The following is an 18,004-nucleotide window of genomic DNA, read 5'->3' as shown; positions in this document are numbered from 1 at the left end:
GGGTATTTGATCATAATTAACTATTCATTAACAGATTTTGATGATCTCTCCCTGGGATCCTGGCGGATAAGTAGCATTTTTTTATCGCTCTATGCTATAGTTCCTGTTTTTTTCCGGGTACTCTATAATCATGTTTGATAATTTAACCGAACGTTTGACCCGCACCTTTAAAAACCTGCGTGGACAGGGTCGTTTAACTGAAGACAATATTCAACAAGCGTTACGAGAAGTCAGACTCTCGTTAATTGAGGCTGATGTTGCCCTCCCCGTTATTAAAGAATTTATCGAGCAGGTAAAAGAGAAAGCCTTAGGTCAAGAAGTATTAACCAGTTTAAATCCCGATCAAGCCTTTATTAAAACAGTACATGATGAATTAATTCATGTTATGGGTGATGAACGCGTCGAGCTCGATTTTAAAACCCAGCCACCTGCCGTATTTTTAATGGCTGGCTTGCAAGGTTCAGGTAAAACAACCAGCTCGGCAAAACTTGCCCGCTACTTAAAAGAAACAGAAAATAAAAAAGTAATGATGGTCAGCGTGGACGTTTATCGACCTGCAGCAATCCAGCAGTTGAAAGTTCTGTCCGAACAAATTGATGTTGCTTTTTTCCCTGCTGAAGTACATGAACAGCCCATCTCAATTGCCCAAAAGGCATTAGACAGCGCTAAAAAGCACTATATGGATGTGCTCATTATCGATACAGCCGGACGCATGCACATTGATGCAGAAATGATGGCTGAAATTAAAGCATTGCATCAAGCGGTTACACCAATTGAAACTCTGTTTGTCGTCGACAGCATGACAGGGCAAGATGCAGCAAATACAGCAAAAGCCTTTCATGAAGCCCTGCCATTAACCGGTGTGATTCTGACTAAAACAGACGGTGACGCTCGTGGTGGTGCCGCTCTTTCTGTGAGACAAATTACTGGCCAACCCATTAAATTCATCGGTAGTGGAGAAAAAGTTGAGGCTTTAGAGCCCTTCCATCCGGAACGTATTGCGTCACGCATACTGGGAATGGGAGACATTCTCACCCTGATTGAAGAGGTTGAACGAAAGGCAGACAAACAAGCCAGTGAAAAACTGGCTAAAAAATTAAAAAAAGGTAAAGGCTTCGATTTAGAAGATTTTAAACAACAGTTACTGCAAATGAATAACATGGGCGGTATATCCGGTATGATGAGTAAGTTGCCTGGAATGGGACAAATGCCTCAACAAGCCATGCAACAGATTAACGATAAAGCAATGTCGCAAACGGTAGCCATTATTAATTCAATGACACCCAAAGAAAGACGGCTACCTAAATTAATTGCAGGCTCAAGGAAAAAACGCATTGCAATGGGTTCAGGAACCCAGATCCAGGATGTAAACCGCCTGCTAAAGCAATTTGAACAAATGCAAAAAATGATGAAGAAGTTTTCCAAACCTGGCGGAATGCAAAAAATGATGCGAGGAATAGGAGGAATGGCTGGAATGAAAGGTATGTTTCCAGATGATTTAAAGTAATAAAATAACAAATCTTGGGGAACGTTCAAATATAAGTGTCAGAATAAACGTTTAATTAGAGAATCAGTGAGCCATTTTATTCCATAAAATAGCCAACACCTTCTCCTTTAATCACATACGATGCGCTAATAATGAGCATTCAATTGGAAGTGATATTTAGTTAGAAAATAAATTAAAAGAATTACTTCACATGTTGAGTTAATTTTCGTACAATACTCGGCATTTTTATGTAACCACTCTAAAGTAGAGGAAAACAATGGTCGTTATACGTTTATCACGAGGCGGCGCCAAAAAGCGTCCTTTTTATCACATGGTAGTAACAGACAGCCGCAAACGTCGCGATGGTAGTTACATTGAGCGTATTGGTTATTTTAACCCTGTAGCGCGTGGACAAGAAGTTCGTCTGCACGTTGAAGTGGAAAAATTAGCTCATTGGCAAAGTGTTGGAGCTCAATTATCTGATCGCGTAAGTGCATTGATAAAAGAATTTAATAAAAAATCTGAGACAGCTGCTTAATAACGTGAATAATCAGGCAAACTGGATAGTATTAGGCCGTTTTGGTCGACCTCATGGTATTAAGGGCTTTGTTACGGTTCATTCCTTCACAGAACCCAGAGATAATATTCTGAGATATACAGACTGGCATGCCTATATCAATGCTCAGTGGCAGCCTGTTAAGTTATTATGTGTGGAAGTGCATAACAAAGCCATAATAGCTCAGGTAGAAGGTTATCCGGAACGTGAATCAGTGGCTCGTTTAACCAACGTAGAAATAGCTGTCCCCAAAGAACAGCTTGCTGAATTAGAACCGGGCGAATATTACTGGCACCAGTTAATAGGCATGAAAGTGATCAACCAGGAAGGCGTCCTTTTTGGTACGGTTACTGAAGTAATGCCAACTGGCGCTAATGATGTATTAGTAGTACAAGGTGAAAAAAGGCATTTAATTCCCTATTTACCAGGTCAGTTTATTACTGACATCAATGCCAGCCAACACGTCATTACTGTTGACTGGGATGCGGATTTTTAAGTGACATTGCATCTTGGTTTAATTAATTTAATACCAGAAATACTGGATGGCTTGCAATACGGTATTACCGGTAGAGCAATTGAGCAGGGCCTGGCTAAAATTGATCACTGGAATCCCAGGGACTGGTCATCAAGACCTTATCGACAGGTTGATGATAAGCCTTATGGCGGTGGGCCAGGAATGGTCATGATGTATGAACCACTGCACGCAGCAATAGAACATGCACGCAGCCATATGCCTGCTAACTGCAAAACGATTTACTTAAGCCCCCAGGGCAAGGTAATTCGTCAGACAGACTTAAACCAGGTGGCACGTGAACGTCAATCCTTGCTGTTTATTGCAGGAAGATATGAAGGAATTGATGAGCGCATCATAAATCACCATGTGGATGAAGAATGGTCGCTAGGGGATTTTGTATTAAGTGGTGGTGAATTAGCTGCCATGGTGTTTATCGATGCGATAATTCGTTTGATACCCGGTAGTCTTGGGCATCTTGGTTCAGCAGAGCAAGATTCGTTTATGAACGGCTTACTCGACTGTCCACATTATACCCGCCCGGCCACAATAAATGGTATGGATGTACCTCCTGTTTTACTAGGAGGCAATCATCGGGATATAGAGCGATGGCGGAGAAAGCAATCCCTTGGTAAAACCTGGCTTAAACGCCCGGATTTACTGGATAAATTACAGTTAAACGAAACCGACCAGCAATTGCTTGGCGAGTTTCAAAAAGAGTATTGTTAACCACAAAATGATCTCGTGGCAAACAGACTGATTTGATGGCATCAGAATGATCAGATGCTAAATGGTTATAAATGCGAACACGGTGATTCCTGTTGAGGATAAACCAATTTTAGGAGTAGTCCATGACTAATATTATTGACCAATTAAATGCTGAGCAAATGCAAGGCAAGGAAATTCCTGAGTTTAATCCAGGTGACACTGTTCTTGTTCAAGTTAAAGTAATTGAAGGTACACGTGAGCGTTTGCAAGCGTTTGAAGGAATTGTTATTGCTAAGAGAAATCGTGGCTTGAACTCTGCGTTTACTGTTCGTAAAATTTCTCATAACGTTGGTGTTGAACGTGTATTCCAGACATACAGCCCAATTGTAGACAGTATCACTGTTAAACGCCGTGGAGATGTACGTCGTGCTAAACTGTATTACTTACGTAATCTTGCTGGCCGTGCTGCACGTATTAAAGAAAAGCTGGTTGGTAAAAAAGGCGATTAATTCTTGAACTCAATGCTCGTCGCGTCTATTTATGCTACCCCATGGGGTATGCTTGAAGTAGTTCATGACGAGCATTTTGTTTTTAATGCTTCTTTTACTAAAAAATCAGGCGCACCAGCAAAATCAAATCTGGCTACAGTAATTGGCAACGAACTTGAAGCTTATTACGCAGATCCTCATCACCGATTTCAATTACAATTAAAACCTCAAGGCAGCACGTACCAACAAAAAGTATGGGGTGCGCTATTAGTTATTCCCGTAGGACGTACATTGACCTATGGTGAATTAGCTGCGACATTACAAAGCAGCCCGAGAGCAATAGGCCAGGCATGCAAGAAAAATCCTGTGACGCTGTTTATTCCCTGTCATCGTGTCGTAGGAAAAGACAACTTGGGCGGGTATATGGGAAATCCCAATTCCATAACCTATAAAGAAGCTCTGCTTGCCCACGAAGCTTACCCCCAAATGACACTCTATCCTCATTAAAAATATTATTATAAAAGCCTGGTTATACTACTTAAAGTGACCCGTGCCCCTTAGTCATTTTTAATATATCGCCATCTTTTACCTCAGAGCGGATCATCAAGGCTTCCGGCGGTTGTAATATACTAAAAAATTTTAGACCATAGTCAGTCACCAATTTCCACGCATTATCAACAATAGATATTGGATAAATACAATTTAAATAAGGCTCTTCAAAATCGGCTGGCTGCATCGCCCATATTTGTTTGACGTACCCCCTCATTTCGTCATTAACCTGTTCAGTATATTCCATCTGCTGGTTCATATAGTAAGCAAGACTCTTCAGCAGACTTAATCTGGCAGTTAACAGCTGATCGTTTGGCATTAGGCGATTATCCAATTCGGTTAGGTACTGATCGATTAAGTATCTAAACTGAGTGATGGAATAGATGCGTTTAAAAGCCTGAGAAATCTGTTTCTGTTCTATAGTGTCAAGAAGCGCAGAAAATGTGTCACGTGTTTTGAGCTCTTGTTCCGCAAATAACGCTTTGTCAATTAAGGCGTTTTGTTGTTTGATAAATTCACAGACCTGTTTTCCACTTAAAGGACTCTGATGCAAAAAATGGTTTTGTGTGTTTGTCGCATGCACAATCATGCAATGAAACATGGTGATAGACAAAGAGATAAACGCATAGGATAAATGCGATCTTATTGGCATAGTCTCTAAATCATGCACTCTGGTCAGAAGAGCCATTTGTTTTACATCATCATCACAAAACCCATTATTTAACCATTCAAATATAATTAAATTAAGCGTATCTTCTGCATCAATTGGATTCTTCTCAGTTGAATAACGAAAAGCTATAAACTGTGGCCATTCCAAAAAAAGAAGGAATTTCCCTGCCCGCAGAGCCTGGAGATATTCACTACTGGATGTAAGCATATCTATCACCCATTGGGGTTAACTTAATGAATATATATCATTAAATAAACAAAAAAGCTCCCTGCAATTATTTAATTATCTCCCCCTCTATTTTCATTATTTAACCTATACTTAAAATAAAATACCCTGCAGGTGGAAAAAATAATGAATAATAATCGTTTTGCGCTGTTCATCGCCTTACTATTAACCGCCAATATGGCCCTGGCCAATTGTGACCTGAGCAAATTTCGCTGGAATTGCGACCTTCCTGTGCAGGTAAAACCTAAACCAGGTGCTACATCTTTAGTATATTGCGGTAATTCTTATGGATACATCACCAAACAACAGTACGATATCCTGGCTCGATATCAACGTGCAAGCGTCAACATGGTACTGGATAGTAATGGTGAATACGTTGATAGCCCTTGTGTCGGTGCTGAACGATAAACAGTATCTGAAATAAACTCTTATACCTATAAGAATTTATTCTATATAATCAAGCTATAATCAGATACCTAATTTCCTATGATCATTGAAATCGACGGCATTTCTATTGAAGTGTCACGAAAATCAATAAAAAACATGAACTTGAGAATCTACCCTCCAGAGGGTGAGGTAAAAGTAAGTGTTCCACTCAGATACAGCGAACAATTGCTCAGAAAACAGTTGCAGGAAAAAAGCGCATGGATACGTGCCAACCGCGACAAAATTCGTGAACGTTCGACGTATAAAGAAGAACGGTTGGAAACAGGTTCTGCAATTGCATTTAAAGGCAGCAACTATCTACTCATTTTTGAAGAACACCACGGCCCATCACAAATAAAAATCCAAGGAGAGGTGCTTCATTGCTATGTCCCCCATCAGGCATCATACAATCAAAAACAGAGTGTACTGGAACGTTGGTATCGAAAAGAAATGGAACTTATCCTGCCTGATTTAATAAACCACTGGGAGTCAGTGATCGGTGTTAAAACGAAAGAATGGGGAATAAAAAAGATGAAAACCCGTTGGGGTTCATGTAATACACGAGCTCATCGCATCTGGTTGAACCTTAGCCTAATAAAAAAACCGGCAGTATGCCTCGAATATGTGCTCGTCCATGAGCTGATACATCTGCTTGAACCCAGCCATAATCAGCGGTTTTATGCACTGATGACTCAATTTATGCCACAGTGGCGTGAATACCAGTATCTTCTGGAAGGTAAAATTTCCCCTCGACTGGGTTTATAAAAATTCAGTCACCGAAGCATTATTTAAATGCGCCCTGCTTTGCTCTTGTTTCTATAATGCTTGCATGAAATGTATCTTCGCGTAAAATTATCTGCACAGAATGTTTGCAAGAGAAGCACGTGCTTGATCCTGAATTAATTAGCCATCACCTTTGTACCCAAGGATTTCATATCATTGATGGATTTCTGGACGTGGAGCACTATCAGGCCTTAATCGCACGTTCGCAGCTCATGCATGAAGAGGGTTTATTCAGAAGTGCAAAAATTGGAATGAAAGTACAAGCACATCAGAATAATGCAATCAGAACTGATGAAATATGCTGGATAGAAGAAGAAACAACAGATGCATCCATCCATGCATTTTTAAAGCAAACCAATGCTTTAGCCAATATTTTAAATAGAAACTTGTTTTTGGGGCTTGCTGAATTTGAAACTCATTTTGCAGTCTATAAACCAGGGGCTTATTATAAAAAACACATCGATCAATTCGCATCTAAAAAAACGAGAAAGATTTCCTGTGTTTATTATTTAAACGAACATTGGCAAGAAGAGTTTGGTGGTGCATTGAATCTCTATACAACAGAAGACCAACTCCTCCAAAAAGTATACCCCAAAAGTAATCGCTTCATCTGTTTTAATAGTGAGTTACCTCATGAAGTCTGCCTTACCCATCAAACCCGGTATAGTATTACCGGCTGGATGAAAACAGCCCCCCCAAGTGGCTCATTTAGCACCAGCACTAATCAGCAACTGGTGCATGAAAATTAAGTCAGTGTTGGCCAATCCGTATAGCCTTCAGCACCATTCCCATACCAGGTTTCTTTCGGGGCATTAACTAACTCAGCCCCCGTTTTCAACCGTGCGACCAAATCAGGATTGCCAATAAAAGGACGGCCAAAACAGATTAAATCAGCTAAATTTTCTGCCCGTGCTTTTAAAGCCAACTGTAAGTCATAGCCGTTATTGGCGATATAGATCCCCTGATACAGGGCACGTAAATCGGCAAAACTAAAATTATCAGGAATAGAACGAGGACCAATAGTCTCTCCTTCAATACAATGAATATACGACAAGGCAAAAGAATTCAACTGCTTCACTACATAAGAAAACGTTTCCATAGGAGTGCTGTCATCAATATCGTTAGCATGGCTCACTGGCGACAATCGGATCCCAACACGATCAGCTGGCCATACAGCAGTTACAGCCTCCACCACTTCCAACATCAGGCGTGCCCGATTTTCGATGCTTCCACCATAATTATCCGTACGCTTATTGGTTTTATCACTTAAAAATTGCTCGATCAGATACCCATTGGCAGCATGTATTTCTATGCCATCAAAGCCGGCTTTTTTCGCACATCTGGCCGCATGTGCGTACTGTTCTATAATGCCTGGTAACTCATTGAGCTCCAATGCTCTTGGAGTAACAAAATCCTGAAACCCGGTTTCAGTATACGCTTTTCCTGCGGGTTTAATTGCAGACGGCGCAACAGGAAGCTGGTTATCAGGCTGTAACGATGGATGAGAGATCCGTCCGACATGCCATAGCTGGGCAAAAATAACTCCTCCCTGATGATGCACTGCATCTGTTGTCAGTTTCCAACCGGCAATTTGTTCTTCCGTATAGATACCAGGAGTAAATGCATACCCCTTGCCCTGTTGAGATATTTGCGTTGCTTCTGAAATAATTAAGCCCGCGGATGCGCGTTGCTCATAATATTCTGCATTCATCACTCCTTGCACATCGCCCTTTTTTGCCCGGCTACGTGTCAAAGGAGCCATCACAATACGATTAGCCAACTTAAGGCTGCCTAACTGCATTGGGGAAAACAAATCCGTGTTACTCCTGTCTGCTCCGCTCACCTGTTGTCTCCAAAATAAAAGTTTATTTGAATCAATATATCATTGAATATACTAGTTATTAACTCTTTATCCACTTTTGTTATTCTACGGCTCGCCATGATGTGACCAGATGGCCATTTGCAGATCAAAGTCTCATAAATCATCAGACGTTAACAAATAGATTGGATACAGTGGTGATATAACTCAGGTCATTTATTTGTCTTTTTTCTTACAAAACGATGAATTTCAACCAATTTGAAAAATTTAGTTCAAAATTATTGAGTTTTAATATTAGTTGATATTAAATAAAACACAATGGCTTCCAAGGATTAGGAGTTAAACATGCCAATAAGTAAGCACTTTTTAAAATCATTTGAACAATTTATTACCAGTTACAGACTATCTGGAGCAACCTCGTCCTATATCAGCTGGGGAAAAGAGCAGAACCACAGCGCGATATGCGACTATTTCAGTGAACTATTAAACCTCATCAAGTCTAACCAGGAGGTTATTCATGATGCCAGTGTTATTGAATACCTCACCGTACCGATTAATCTCTCCACCAACACCAACCGTTATTTGTATGAATGCTGGAATAAATTCCTGATTGAATATAATTCCGTTGCCAAAATGTATAATCCTATCAACACAATAGACAGCAGTACACCGATGCATCTTCAGATTGCAGTGGAAGGCAATTCATCAGAGCGCATGATGAGGGATCTCAAATCAGCGTTAGATTCGACACAAAAAGCGCAAGAGTTTTCCCGCAAAGCTTATCTGTCAGAAGTTGAATTATTAAAAAAACAAATTGAAGAGTTAGCTCGTGAAAACAACCAGCTCTCAACCGAGAATCGAACATTGAAAGAACAAGTACATAATGATCAGACGTTCCGAGCACTGCAACCACAAATTGAAACGGCTCGGCATCAATTGACCTCCTTTACGGAGCTGCTCAACACGCTTTATGAAATCACTGGCAGTAACACAACCATAGTTGCCCCTGTATCAACAACGGCCCTACCCTCATTAAGCAAAGAAGGATCGCTTTATAAAGTCACAACACCAGTTATCTCAGATACAACAAAAAAACAACTAAAAACTACCACGACGGTTTCCTCTCCTAAAATTACTCCACTTATACCAGAAAAAGATACTCCGTCTAAGCGGGCAGTTCTTTCAGAGCCAGAAAACACCGTGATTATAAAATCCAAAATACCATCAAAAGCACCACTCCAAACACCACCTGAAATGCCCCCCCCGCAAAAAACGGGTCCTCTCTTTAGTGGCGATGGTTTTTTTAATGAATTAAGTCAGGAACTAGCAAAACGAAAAGCAAATAAAGCAGCGTTCTCATCAACAGCAGCAGTGGAAAAGATAGAGCCGATACAAAAAAAAAATATGTAGGGTCACCGTTAATGGTAGCCTTGCTGGAAAGCATGGCTACCCGTAGGGAATACCTGGAACCAACGCCCACCAATGACTCGGATTCAGAATCAAACTCCTGGTCGGAAGAATTGCCTTATTAACTATCCATGTCAACAACATTCTCTTGAATGTAATTTCCTGTTTTAACATTAAAATAAAATGAAATCGAAGGCAGCTGTACAATCATTATAATCATGTATAATGATATTTTTACAGGGATTGAACTGCTTATGCACGCCTTAGACATTCAACAACTATCCAAAACCTATGCCAATGGTGTTCAGGCAGTTAAGAGCATTGATTTAACAGTAAAAACGGGTGATTTTTTTGCTTTGCTTGGAGCTAATGGCGCTGGTAAATCAACCACTATCGGTTTAATCACCTCTTTAATTAATAAATCGGCCGGGAGTATCAAAATACATGGCTATGATCTGGATAGCGAACCCGAACTAGCAAAATCATGCCTGGGATTAGTACCACAAGAAGTTAACCTCAATATATTCGAAAACCCCATACAAATTTTATTAAGCCAGGCCGGCTATTACGGCATTACGCGTAAAGACGCATTACCCCGAGCAGAATCATTATTAGAGCAACTTGGCTTATGGGATAAAAGAAAATCCATGGTGCGCCAGCTTTCAGGTGGTATGAAACGTCGATTAATGATAGCTAGAGCCCTAATCCATAAACCCAAAGTTTTGATCCTTGATGAACCCACGGCAGGTGTTGATATAGAAATCAGACGAAGTATGTGGGAGTTTCTAACGCGTACCAATGCGGAAGGAACAACCATCATTCTTACCACTCACTACCTGGAGGAAGCAGAACAGCTGTGTAAAAATATTGCCATTATTGATAAAGGGATAATTATAAAAAATACCTCAATGAACGCATTATTACATACATTGCGCCACCAGACCTTTATATTCAATACAGAAGAACCAATTACCGATTTGCCAGCAATTCCCTCATTTATGACCACATTGATTGATACCAATACCTTCGAGTTACGAGTAGACAACAACATCTCTCTGAATGACGTATTTGCGACCTTGACGAAACATGGAATAAAAATTATCAGTTTACGCAATAAAACTAACCGCTTGGAAGAGCTTTTTCTGGATCTTATAAAAAATGGCCATTAAACAACAACTCATTGCACTCTATACTCTGGTACGACGTGAATTAGTTCGTATGTTTCGCATTGCCAGTCAGGTTTTCTTACCGCCAGTAATTACGACCACCCTTTATTTCCTCATTTTTGGCAGTTTGATTGGAGGCCGAATAGGTACGATTCAGGGGGTAAGTTATCCCATGTTCATAGCCCCTGGTTTGATCATGATGTCAGTCATTGTGAATGCCTACGGCAACGTTTCTTCCTCTTTATTTAGTGTTCGCTTCCAAAAAAGTATTGAGGAAATGTTAATTAGTCCAATGCATAATGGTCTTTTATTATTAGGCTATGTGCTGGGTGGCGTGCTTAGAGGATTAATTGTCGCGATTCTGGTCTTTATCATTGCCAGTTTTTTCCTGACCATAGAATTAGATCATTTGCCAATGACGTTACTGGTCGTTTTATTAGTGGCCGCCATATTCTCGCTGGCTGGCTTTACTAACGCGATGCTGGCACGGAACTTTGATGAGATTATGTTAATTCCAACCTTTATCCTAACCCCATTAACTTATTTAGGCGGTGTCTTTTACAGCATCGACATGTTACCCCCATTCTGGCAAAAAATATCCTACCTGAACCCCATTCTGTATATGGTTAATGCACTAAGGCATGCAATGATAGGACATGAAGAAGTAAGTATGAACCTGGCAATGTTAATCATCTGCATCATGCTGGTGTCTCTTACCGTAATTAATTTAATTCTGTTAAAAAAGGGCGTCGGCTTACGTGAATAATGCCCCCGGAGACTGTAACAAAACTTTAGGACGAACTTGTAACGCTAGTTGGGACTCGATATCCCTGTACGACCTCGCCTAATACAGGCTACGAACTAAAGTTTACTTTCGTTTAAAACCTAATGCATCCAGGCGTTGTTCAATCGAAGGATGAGTTGAAAAAGAATTGCTTAATGATTTTACCGGATCAAGATGAGACGGATCAAATAAGTAAGAAGCCTGCCTTACCTGCTCATGCGGGGTATTACCATACGCTTTTGCGTATTCATCTGCGTGTTGTACATGATCCTGACTGATTTTAAGTAAAGCACGCGCCATAGGTTCATTATCCCGCATTAACTCGACACAGCCTGCATCGGCCATATATTCCCTTGTACGACTTAAAAATAAGGCTAACAATACGGTAATAATGGGCAACACATAACGCAGCACCATGATGACCATAAGGAGTCGGTTGTCTTCTCGCCTGTCGCGTTTAAAAATCATCGAATAAAATAAAAGGTCAATAACGATTAATAAGATGTTACTTAATACCGCCACCATTAAGGTTAATTTAATATCATGATGTCTAATATGACTTAACTCATGAGCCATTACAGCCTGCATCTCAGCCCTATCCAGCTTCTCCATTAGACCACGGGTAATCGCCACCATAGCTGATTTTTCGCTATAGCCACTGGCAAAAGCATTCATATAATCAGCCTCAATGACAAACACTCGGGGCATATATTGCAAGCCGGACGCCACCTTCATTTCTTCCACGACATTGTACAGTTTCTTTTCTTCAACGGATTGGGCATTTTCAGCAGTAATTTCTTTATACTCGGTACCTAAAAGCATAATGCGGTCGTAAAGCGCGTAGGTAATCATCAAGGAAACTGCACCGAGACCAATCATCAGTAACGTGGCCATCGGCACGACCTTAAAGGTGATTAAAGCCCAGAAACACTGCGATAATGAAACACGGGGCTCCATGGATTGAAGAATAAAAACATCTGCAACCAAGCCAACAGTTATATAAACCAGAAAAAAAAGCGCAATTACCCTGCGAGTCTTGCGCTCATTTTTTTTTAACTGTGCCCGCCAATCTCCAGCCGTAGCATGGTAATCAGTAATACTCATAGTCTACTCTCAGAGTTTGACAGTATAATCTTCTCTAGCTTGAATCTGCTCTTCAGGCAGCCCCCAATAAATAAATTCTTTATCCAACGATGCTGCGAACATTGATACGACAATAGATTCGAAAAATGATTTTTTCTTTGCATAATAACGCTCAATGCTGTCGTTATAAGCCTGCTTGGAATAAGCGAGCTTGTTCTCGGTATTCACAATTTCTTCTTGTAACTGCAATACGTTCTGACTTGCTTTTAAATCAGGATATTGCTCAAAGACCAGATTGATACCCGCGGCAATCTTTGAAATGCCGTTTTCAGCATCCATACGAGCCTGCTCATTTCCCGCCGCTTTTGCTGCCTGGGCTTGATTACGCAACTCCACTACTTCTTTTAAGGTGGTCTTTTCATAATCCATATATTTTTTAACTGTTTCAATCAAGGATTCAAATACCTTAAATCGTCTATCTAATTGAATATCAATTTGTTTTTTATTGTTATTAATCGCCTCAATCATCCCGATCAACGTGTTATAAATACTGATAGCCCAGAAAAAAACAAGGGCAGCAATGACTAATAGAACTATAAAAAAAGTACCCATTTTTTTATCCTTGCAAGAGTTTCTATACTAAGTTATAGCCTGAAAATGATAAAAATGACAAATCTATTAATCAAAGTGAAGAACAATACATCAATGTTCAGGGGAGACGCGAACGCAAGGTCGCGGCATTAGAGTAGGCTGGCGCTAAACGAAGTGCAGCCCAGCATGCAGCCGCACGATATAGTGCCAGAAAATACGGAATTATTTTTTTTGAGCCAAAATAGGTTGCAAAAACTGACCAGTATAAGAACCTTTACATTTGGCAACCATTTCAGGAGTACCGGTGGCAATGATGCGTCCACCTTTACTACCACCCTCTGGCCCTAAATCAATAATCCAGTCAGCAGTTTTAATCACATCCAGATTATGCTCAATAATCACGATGGTATTTCCTTTCTCACGTAACCGCGATAAAACAGTTAATAATTGCCTGGTATCATGGAAATGCAATCCAGTAGTTGGTTCATCAAGAATATAGAGAGTATTTCCTGTATCGCGTTTCGACAACTCACGAGCCAATTTGATTCGTTGTGCTTCTCCACCTGATAGAGTCGTGGCACTCTGACCCAACTTAATGTAGGACAACCCCACATCCATCAAGGTTTGGCATTTTCGCGCCAAAACAGGAATTGCAGTAAAAAAGACACAGGCATCTTCAACAGTCATATCCAGTATTTCATGAATGTTCTTGCCTTTATATTGGATTTCCAGCGTTTCCCTATTGTAACGTTTTCCTTGGCAGACATCACATGAGACATAAATATCAGGTAAAAAATGCATCTCCACCTTAATGAGTCCATCTCCCTGGCAGGCCTCACAACGTCCACCCTTTACATTAAAACTGAAACGGCCAGGCTGATAGCCTCGTGCACGTGATTCAGGTGTGGCAGAGAATAAGTCCCGTATATGAGTAAAAATGCCCGTATAGGTTGCAGGATTAGAACGAGGAGTTCGACCAATGGGGCTTTGATCGATATCAATCACCTTATCACATAAATTTAGCCCCTTCAGTTCTTTTACCTCTCCCGGAGTAAATAAGCTCGCTCTATTGAGCGTATTGGCAGCAACAGGATACAAGGTATCATTAATTAAACTTGATTTACCTGAACCCGAAACACCCGTAATACAGGTAAGTAATCCCAAAGGTATACTCACATCAACATTCTTTAAATTATTACAGGTAACTCCCTTTAAATGCAGCATACGCTCGGGATTTATAGTCAGGCGAGTCTCAGGGATTACTATAGCTTGTTTGCCGGATAAATATTGACCGGTAAGGGAGGCTGGATTATTCATCACTTCTTCCGGAGTACCGCTGGCAACAATATGCCCTCCATGCACTCCCGCGCCAGGACCAATATCCAGCACGAAATCCGCGTTGCGAATAGCATCTTCATCATGCTCCACCACGATGACCGTATTGCCTTGGTTCCGTAAATGCATCAGGGTTTGCAACAATCGATCATTATCACGCTGATGCAGACCAATGGATGGCTCATCCAATATATACATCACTCCGACTAATCCCGAACCAATTTGGCTGGCCAACCGTATACGCTGTGCTTCGCCACCGGATAACGTTTCTGCACTCCGGGTTAACGATAAATAATCCAAACCAACATTAACCAGAAATCCCAGCCGCTCAATAATTTCTTTATTAATTTTTGCAGCAATCTCGCCTTTGTAACCGGATAAAGTTAATCCTTTAAAAAATTCATAGGCAGTCTCAATAGAATAAGCAGAAATTTCCGGAAGGTTTTTATTGTCGATAAAGACATTGCGCGCTTCTTCTTTTAAACGTGCCCCATGGCAAGAGGGGCATGGACGAGAAGATAAATATTTCGCCAGCTCTTCCCGAATCATGCCCGAATCAGACTCCCGATAACGACGCTGCATGTTGGGAATTATTCCTTCAAAACTATGCCTTTTCAGCATATACCCCCCATTGGGGCGATGATAATTAAATTCAATAATTTCTCGGCCACTACCGTATAGAACAACCTGCCGCATGTCCTCAGGCAAATCACAAAAAGCAGTATTAGTATCAAAACCATAATGCTGAGCCAACGATTCCAGCATGCTGAAATAATAAGAGGTTTTCTTATCCCAACCTCTGATAGCCCCTTCCGCCAAACTGGCGGTTTCATCATGAATCACTCTATCCGGGTCAAAAAACTGATCCACCCCCAAGCCATCACACGAAGCACACGCCCCCATTGGATTATTAAATGAAAACAATCGCGGTTCTAATTCACTCAAACTATAACCGCATTCAGGGCAAGCAAATTTAGAGGAAAAGAGTAACTCTTCAAACGTGTTATCCATTGAAGCAACAATGGCTATGCCCTCAGCCAGATTCAAGGCATTTTCAAAGGACTCACTCAGACGCTGCGCGATATCCGCCCGGACCTTAAATCGATCAACAACTACTTCAATTGTATGTTTGGTGCGTAAACCAAGTTTAGGAGGATCATCAAGTTCACACAATTCACCATCTATCCGTGCCCGTACATATCCTTGAGCCTGCAGTTGCTGCAATAATTGCACTTGTTCTCCCTTACGCTCCCGAACAACGGGAGCCAAAATCATTACCTTGCTCTCCGCTGGCAAAGCTAAAACCTGATCTACCATTTGGCTGATGGTTTGCGCATGCAAACTTATTTTATGAGTTGGGCATCGAGGCTCGCCAACACGGGCATAAAGCAGGCGCAAATAATCATAAATTTCAGTGATAGTACCAACGGTAGATCGTGGATTATGGGATGTTGCTTTTTGTTCGATTGAGATTGCCGGCGAGAGTCCTTCAATGGAATCAACATCAGGTTTTTCCATCATCGATAAAAATTGCCGGGCATAAGCAGATAACGACTCAACATAACGCCGCTGTCCTTCTGCATATAAAGTATCAAATGCCAGGGATGACTTTCCCGAGCCTGACAGGCCGGTAATCACTATTAACTTATCTCGAGGAAGTTCCAGATCTAAATTTTTGAGATTATGTGTTCTTGCTCCACGGATACTAATAGTATGCATAAATCGCTGTATTTTGAATGAAAAAGACTAAAAGTATATCTCTGCTATAATAATAAAACAAATTGTGGATTTTGGTGAAACGAAAGGATTTATAACCATGAGATCATTCAAGCTAACAATTGTATTGTTCAATCTGTTGCTCATGTTATCTCCAATAACTTACGCGGATAAAAAAGATGAAGTGTCGTTATGGGCCGCGCAAACGCTCATTAAAACATTTTCCATAAGTTACACCAGTCAACCAAGTGATTTCGAAGCAGTTAAAAAAAATTACTCTTTTAATGCTTGGGATGCCATAGTGGGATTTCTTGGGCAGAATAAAGATAAAATTCAAGCAGAACAGCTCACCTTGCATCCGGTTTTAGAAAGTGTACCCACTATAGTCAAGTCAGGCTATTATAATGGGATGCGCTATTGGTACATTACCCAGAATCTCATTCTTAGCGAGTTTGAGGTGAAAATACATTTTGCCTTGGTTGTATTGGCGCGTGGCCCATCGAGTGACTATCCGTATATTATTCAAAGCATTAATATGAAATTAACTCCATATGCGCGTTAAAACATCGCAGAGAGTTAAAAGGCAACGCAGAAACTATACACCGTCCTTAAATTCTGCTTGAATAGGCGCTTATCAGGAGGACACGATGAAAAAGCGTTTTAATTTTATAATTACTGCTCTGTTACTTTTGTTTATCAGCCAACTGCAAGCCAATACCCTTAAAGAAATTGAACAGCAGTTTAGTGATTCAGTAATAACCACTAAAATTACGGCACAATTCACAGAAAACACCAATCTTAATCCACTAAAAATTTCAATTTCTACCTCTCAGGGCATCGTCCGCTTAAGTGGTTATGTAGGCGACAAGCAGGCTTTTGTTGATGCGTTACGCATAGCGAAAAACACTCACGGAGTTAAATCTGTTCTTGCCAATCATTTATACATCAAGAAAGTAAATACTGTATTTACAGATGCCTTTATCACCGCTGAAGTTGAAACAGCAGTGCTCAAAGCCAAAGTACTGGATGATGAATCGATTCCTCTCGTAGGGATCAATGCAACCACAACCAATGGAGTCGTCACCTTATCAGGAAATGTTCCCAGTATCAAAGCAATTGCGTCAATCATTAAGCGAATCAATGTAATTCACGGGGTCAAAAAAATAATTACTCATCTACAGGTTAAGGACAATGCATGAAAACGCTCACTCGATATAAATTATTCCTTTGGTACTTCAGCCATTTTAAAGTAGCATTAATTGGGTACTTAAAACCTCGATTAATCACACTCACCGATTCTGATATCGTCATATGCCTTCCGTTAAGAAGACGAAGCCGCAATCATTTAAATTCGATGTATTTTGGTGCACTGGCCGTTGGAGCTGATTTGGCTGGTGGTTTACATGGCTTTTATCATGCCGATCTTGCTCACTGTAAAGTATCTCTTGCCTTTAAATCATTCCAGGCCCAATTTTTACGAAGACCAGAATCAGATGTCTATTTCGTTTGTACCGAAGGTGAGACCGTAAAAAAAATGATCGAGGAATCCAAAAGCTCAGGAGAACGTATCAACAAAAACATCAACATTAAAGGCTATACCAATTATTTGACTCAAGCCGAGGAAGTAGCTGATTTCATTTTAGAACTATCTCTGAAAGTAATAAAATAATGACTACATTATAAATTATTCTTTTTTCAAAC

General features: G+C 40.5%; 20 protein-coding genes. 15 read left to right on the top strand and 5 right to left on the bottom strand.

The window, feature by feature from the left end; genetic code table 11:
* Positions 1-130: 130 nt before the first annotated feature.
* The 6 genes from ffh to Q0495_RS04950 all read left to right on the top strand — a co-directional run bounded on the left by ffh (position 131) and on the right by Q0495_RS04950 (position 4,256).
* Entirely contained in the window at positions 131-1,507 is a 1,377-nt protein-coding gene (gene ffh, locus Q0495_RS04975; protein WP_298623760.1) for a signal recognition particle protein, read from the top strand.
* A gap of 256 nt (positions 1,508-1,763) precedes the next feature.
* Positions 1,764-2,024: a 30S ribosomal protein S16 gene (gene rpsP, locus Q0495_RS04970; RefSeq protein WP_298623758.1), complete on the top strand. Its 261-nt coding sequence runs from the start codon at positions 1,764-1,766 to the stop codon at positions 2,022-2,024.
* A 4-nt stretch (positions 2,025-2,028) separates the two neighbouring features.
* Positions 2,029-2,538: a ribosome maturation factor RimM gene (gene rimM, locus Q0495_RS04965; RefSeq protein ID WP_298623755.1), complete on the top strand. Its 510-nt coding sequence runs from the start codon at positions 2,029-2,031 to the stop codon at positions 2,536-2,538.
* A complete protein-coding gene (gene trmD, locus Q0495_RS04960) occupies positions 2,539-3,282 on the top strand; it encodes a tRNA (guanosine(37)-N1)-methyltransferase TrmD (protein WP_298623753.1) in 744 nt (247 codons plus the stop codon).
* A 122-nt stretch (positions 3,283-3,404) separates the two neighbouring features.
* Positions 3,405-3,770, top strand: coding sequence for a 50S ribosomal protein L19 (rplS, locus tag Q0495_RS04955; protein WP_298623751.1), 366 nt, complete (start codon positions 3,405-3,407; stop codon positions 3,768-3,770).
* 12 nt (positions 3,771-3,782) lie between these two features.
* Positions 3,783-4,256 carry a methylated-DNA--[protein]-cysteine S-methyltransferase gene (locus Q0495_RS04950; RefSeq protein ID WP_298623763.1) on the top strand — a complete coding sequence of 158 codons (474 nt, stop codon included), beginning with the start codon at positions 3,783-3,785 and terminating at the stop codon, positions 4,254-4,256.
* Positions 4,257-4,287: 31 nt separating this feature from the next.
* On the opposite strand, the gene Q0495_RS04945 is transcribed toward Q0495_RS04950, so the two are convergent.
* Positions 4,288-5,175: a helical bundle domain-containing protein gene (locus Q0495_RS04945; protein ID WP_298623749.1), complete on the bottom strand. Its 888-nt coding sequence runs from the start codon at positions 5,173-5,175 to the stop codon at positions 4,288-4,290.
* Positions 5,176-5,319: 144 nt separating this feature from the next.
* Here Q0495_RS04945 and Q0495_RS04940 point away from each other — a divergent pair, with 144 nt between their 5' ends.
* The 3 genes from Q0495_RS04940 to Q0495_RS04930 all read left to right on the top strand — a co-directional run bounded on the left by Q0495_RS04940 (position 5,320) and on the right by Q0495_RS04930 (position 7,151).
* The gene (locus Q0495_RS04940; RefSeq protein ID WP_298623747.1) at positions 5,320-5,601 is read left to right on the top strand and encodes a hypothetical protein; all 282 of its coding nucleotides are present in this window, start codon (positions 5,320-5,322) and stop codon (positions 5,599-5,601) included.
* Positions 5,602-5,679: 78 nt separating this feature from the next.
* Positions 5,680-6,384: a M48 family metallopeptidase gene (locus Q0495_RS04935; protein ID WP_298623746.1), complete on the top strand. Its 705-nt coding sequence runs from the start codon at positions 5,680-5,682 to the stop codon at positions 6,382-6,384.
* Positions 6,385-6,503: 119 nt separating this feature from the next.
* A complete protein-coding gene (locus Q0495_RS04930; protein WP_298623744.1) occupies positions 6,504-7,151 on the top strand; it encodes a 2OG-Fe(II) oxygenase in 648 nt (215 codons plus the stop codon).
* Here Q0495_RS04930 and Q0495_RS04925 read toward each other — a convergent pair.
* A complete protein-coding gene (locus tag Q0495_RS04925) occupies positions 7,148-8,245 on the bottom strand; it encodes an alkene reductase (protein WP_298623742.1) in 1,098 nt (365 codons plus the stop codon). The genes Q0495_RS04930 and Q0495_RS04925 overlap by 4 nt on opposite strands.
* A gap of 321 nt (positions 8,246-8,566) precedes the next feature.
* Between Q0495_RS04925 and Q0495_RS04920 the strand changes: the two genes are divergently transcribed.
* From Q0495_RS04920 to Q0495_RS04910, 3 genes are all read left to right on the top strand, one after another.
* Positions 8,567-9,631 carry a hypothetical protein gene (locus tag Q0495_RS04920; protein ID WP_298623740.1) on the top strand — a complete coding sequence of 355 codons (1,065 nt, stop codon included), beginning with the start codon at positions 8,567-8,569 and terminating at the stop codon, positions 9,629-9,631.
* A gap of 251 nt (positions 9,632-9,882) precedes the next feature.
* Complete coding sequence (locus Q0495_RS04915) at positions 9,883-10,797, top strand: ABC transporter ATP-binding protein (RefSeq protein WP_298623738.1); 915 nt, start codon at positions 9,883-9,885, stop codon at positions 10,795-10,797.
* On the top strand, positions 10,787-11,560 hold the full coding sequence (locus tag Q0495_RS04910) for an ABC transporter permease (RefSeq protein ID WP_298623736.1): 774 nt from the start codon (positions 10,787-10,789) through the stop codon (positions 11,558-11,560). Before Q0495_RS04915 ends, Q0495_RS04910 begins: the two co-directional genes overlap by 11 nt.
* A gap of 102 nt (positions 11,561-11,662) precedes the next feature.
* Here the strand turns inward: Q0495_RS04910 and htpX are convergent, their stop codons facing one another.
* The 3 genes from htpX to uvrA all read right to left on the bottom strand — a co-directional run bounded on the left by htpX (position 11,663) and on the right by uvrA (position 16,306).
* Positions 11,663-12,682: a zinc metalloprotease HtpX gene (gene htpX, locus Q0495_RS04905; protein ID WP_298623734.1), complete on the bottom strand. Its 1,020-nt coding sequence runs from the start codon at positions 12,680-12,682 to the stop codon at positions 11,663-11,665.
* Between the two features lie 9 nt (positions 12,683-12,691).
* Positions 12,692-13,273 (bottom strand): LemA family protein, encoded by a 582-nt coding sequence (locus Q0495_RS04900; protein WP_298623731.1) that lies wholly within the window; start codon positions 13,271-13,273, stop codon positions 12,692-12,694.
* A gap of 201 nt (positions 13,274-13,474) precedes the next feature.
* On the bottom strand, positions 13,475-16,306 hold the full coding sequence (uvrA, locus tag Q0495_RS04895) for an excinuclease ABC subunit UvrA (RefSeq protein WP_298623728.1): 2,832 nt from the start codon (positions 16,304-16,306) through the stop codon (positions 13,475-13,477).
* A gap of 97 nt (positions 16,307-16,403) precedes the next feature.
* On the opposite strand from uvrA, the gene Q0495_RS04890 reads away from it, so the two are divergent.
* The 3 genes from Q0495_RS04890 to Q0495_RS04880 all read left to right on the top strand — a co-directional run bounded on the left by Q0495_RS04890 (position 16,404) and on the right by Q0495_RS04880 (position 17,972).
* A complete protein-coding gene (locus Q0495_RS04890; RefSeq protein WP_298623726.1) occupies positions 16,404-16,865 on the top strand; it encodes a hypothetical protein in 462 nt (153 codons plus the stop codon).
* An 85-nt stretch (positions 16,866-16,950) separates the two neighbouring features.
* Positions 16,951-17,502, top strand: a complete 552-nt coding sequence (locus Q0495_RS04885; protein WP_298623724.1) for a BON domain-containing protein — start codon at positions 16,951-16,953, stop codon at positions 17,500-17,502.
* Positions 17,499-17,972, top strand: coding sequence for a hypothetical protein (locus Q0495_RS04880; RefSeq protein WP_298623723.1), 474 nt, complete (start codon positions 17,499-17,501; stop codon positions 17,970-17,972). Before Q0495_RS04885 ends, Q0495_RS04880 begins: the two co-directional genes overlap by 4 nt.
* Positions 17,973-18,004 lie beyond the last annotated feature (32 nt).

The organism is uncultured Legionella sp., assembly GCF_937871865.1.
Taxonomy (GTDB): Bacteria; Pseudomonadota; Gammaproteobacteria; order Legionellales; family Legionellaceae; genus Legionella.
The sequence above is the reverse complement of the archived record's forward strand: the minus strand, read 5'-3'. Positions and strand labels throughout refer to the sequence as shown.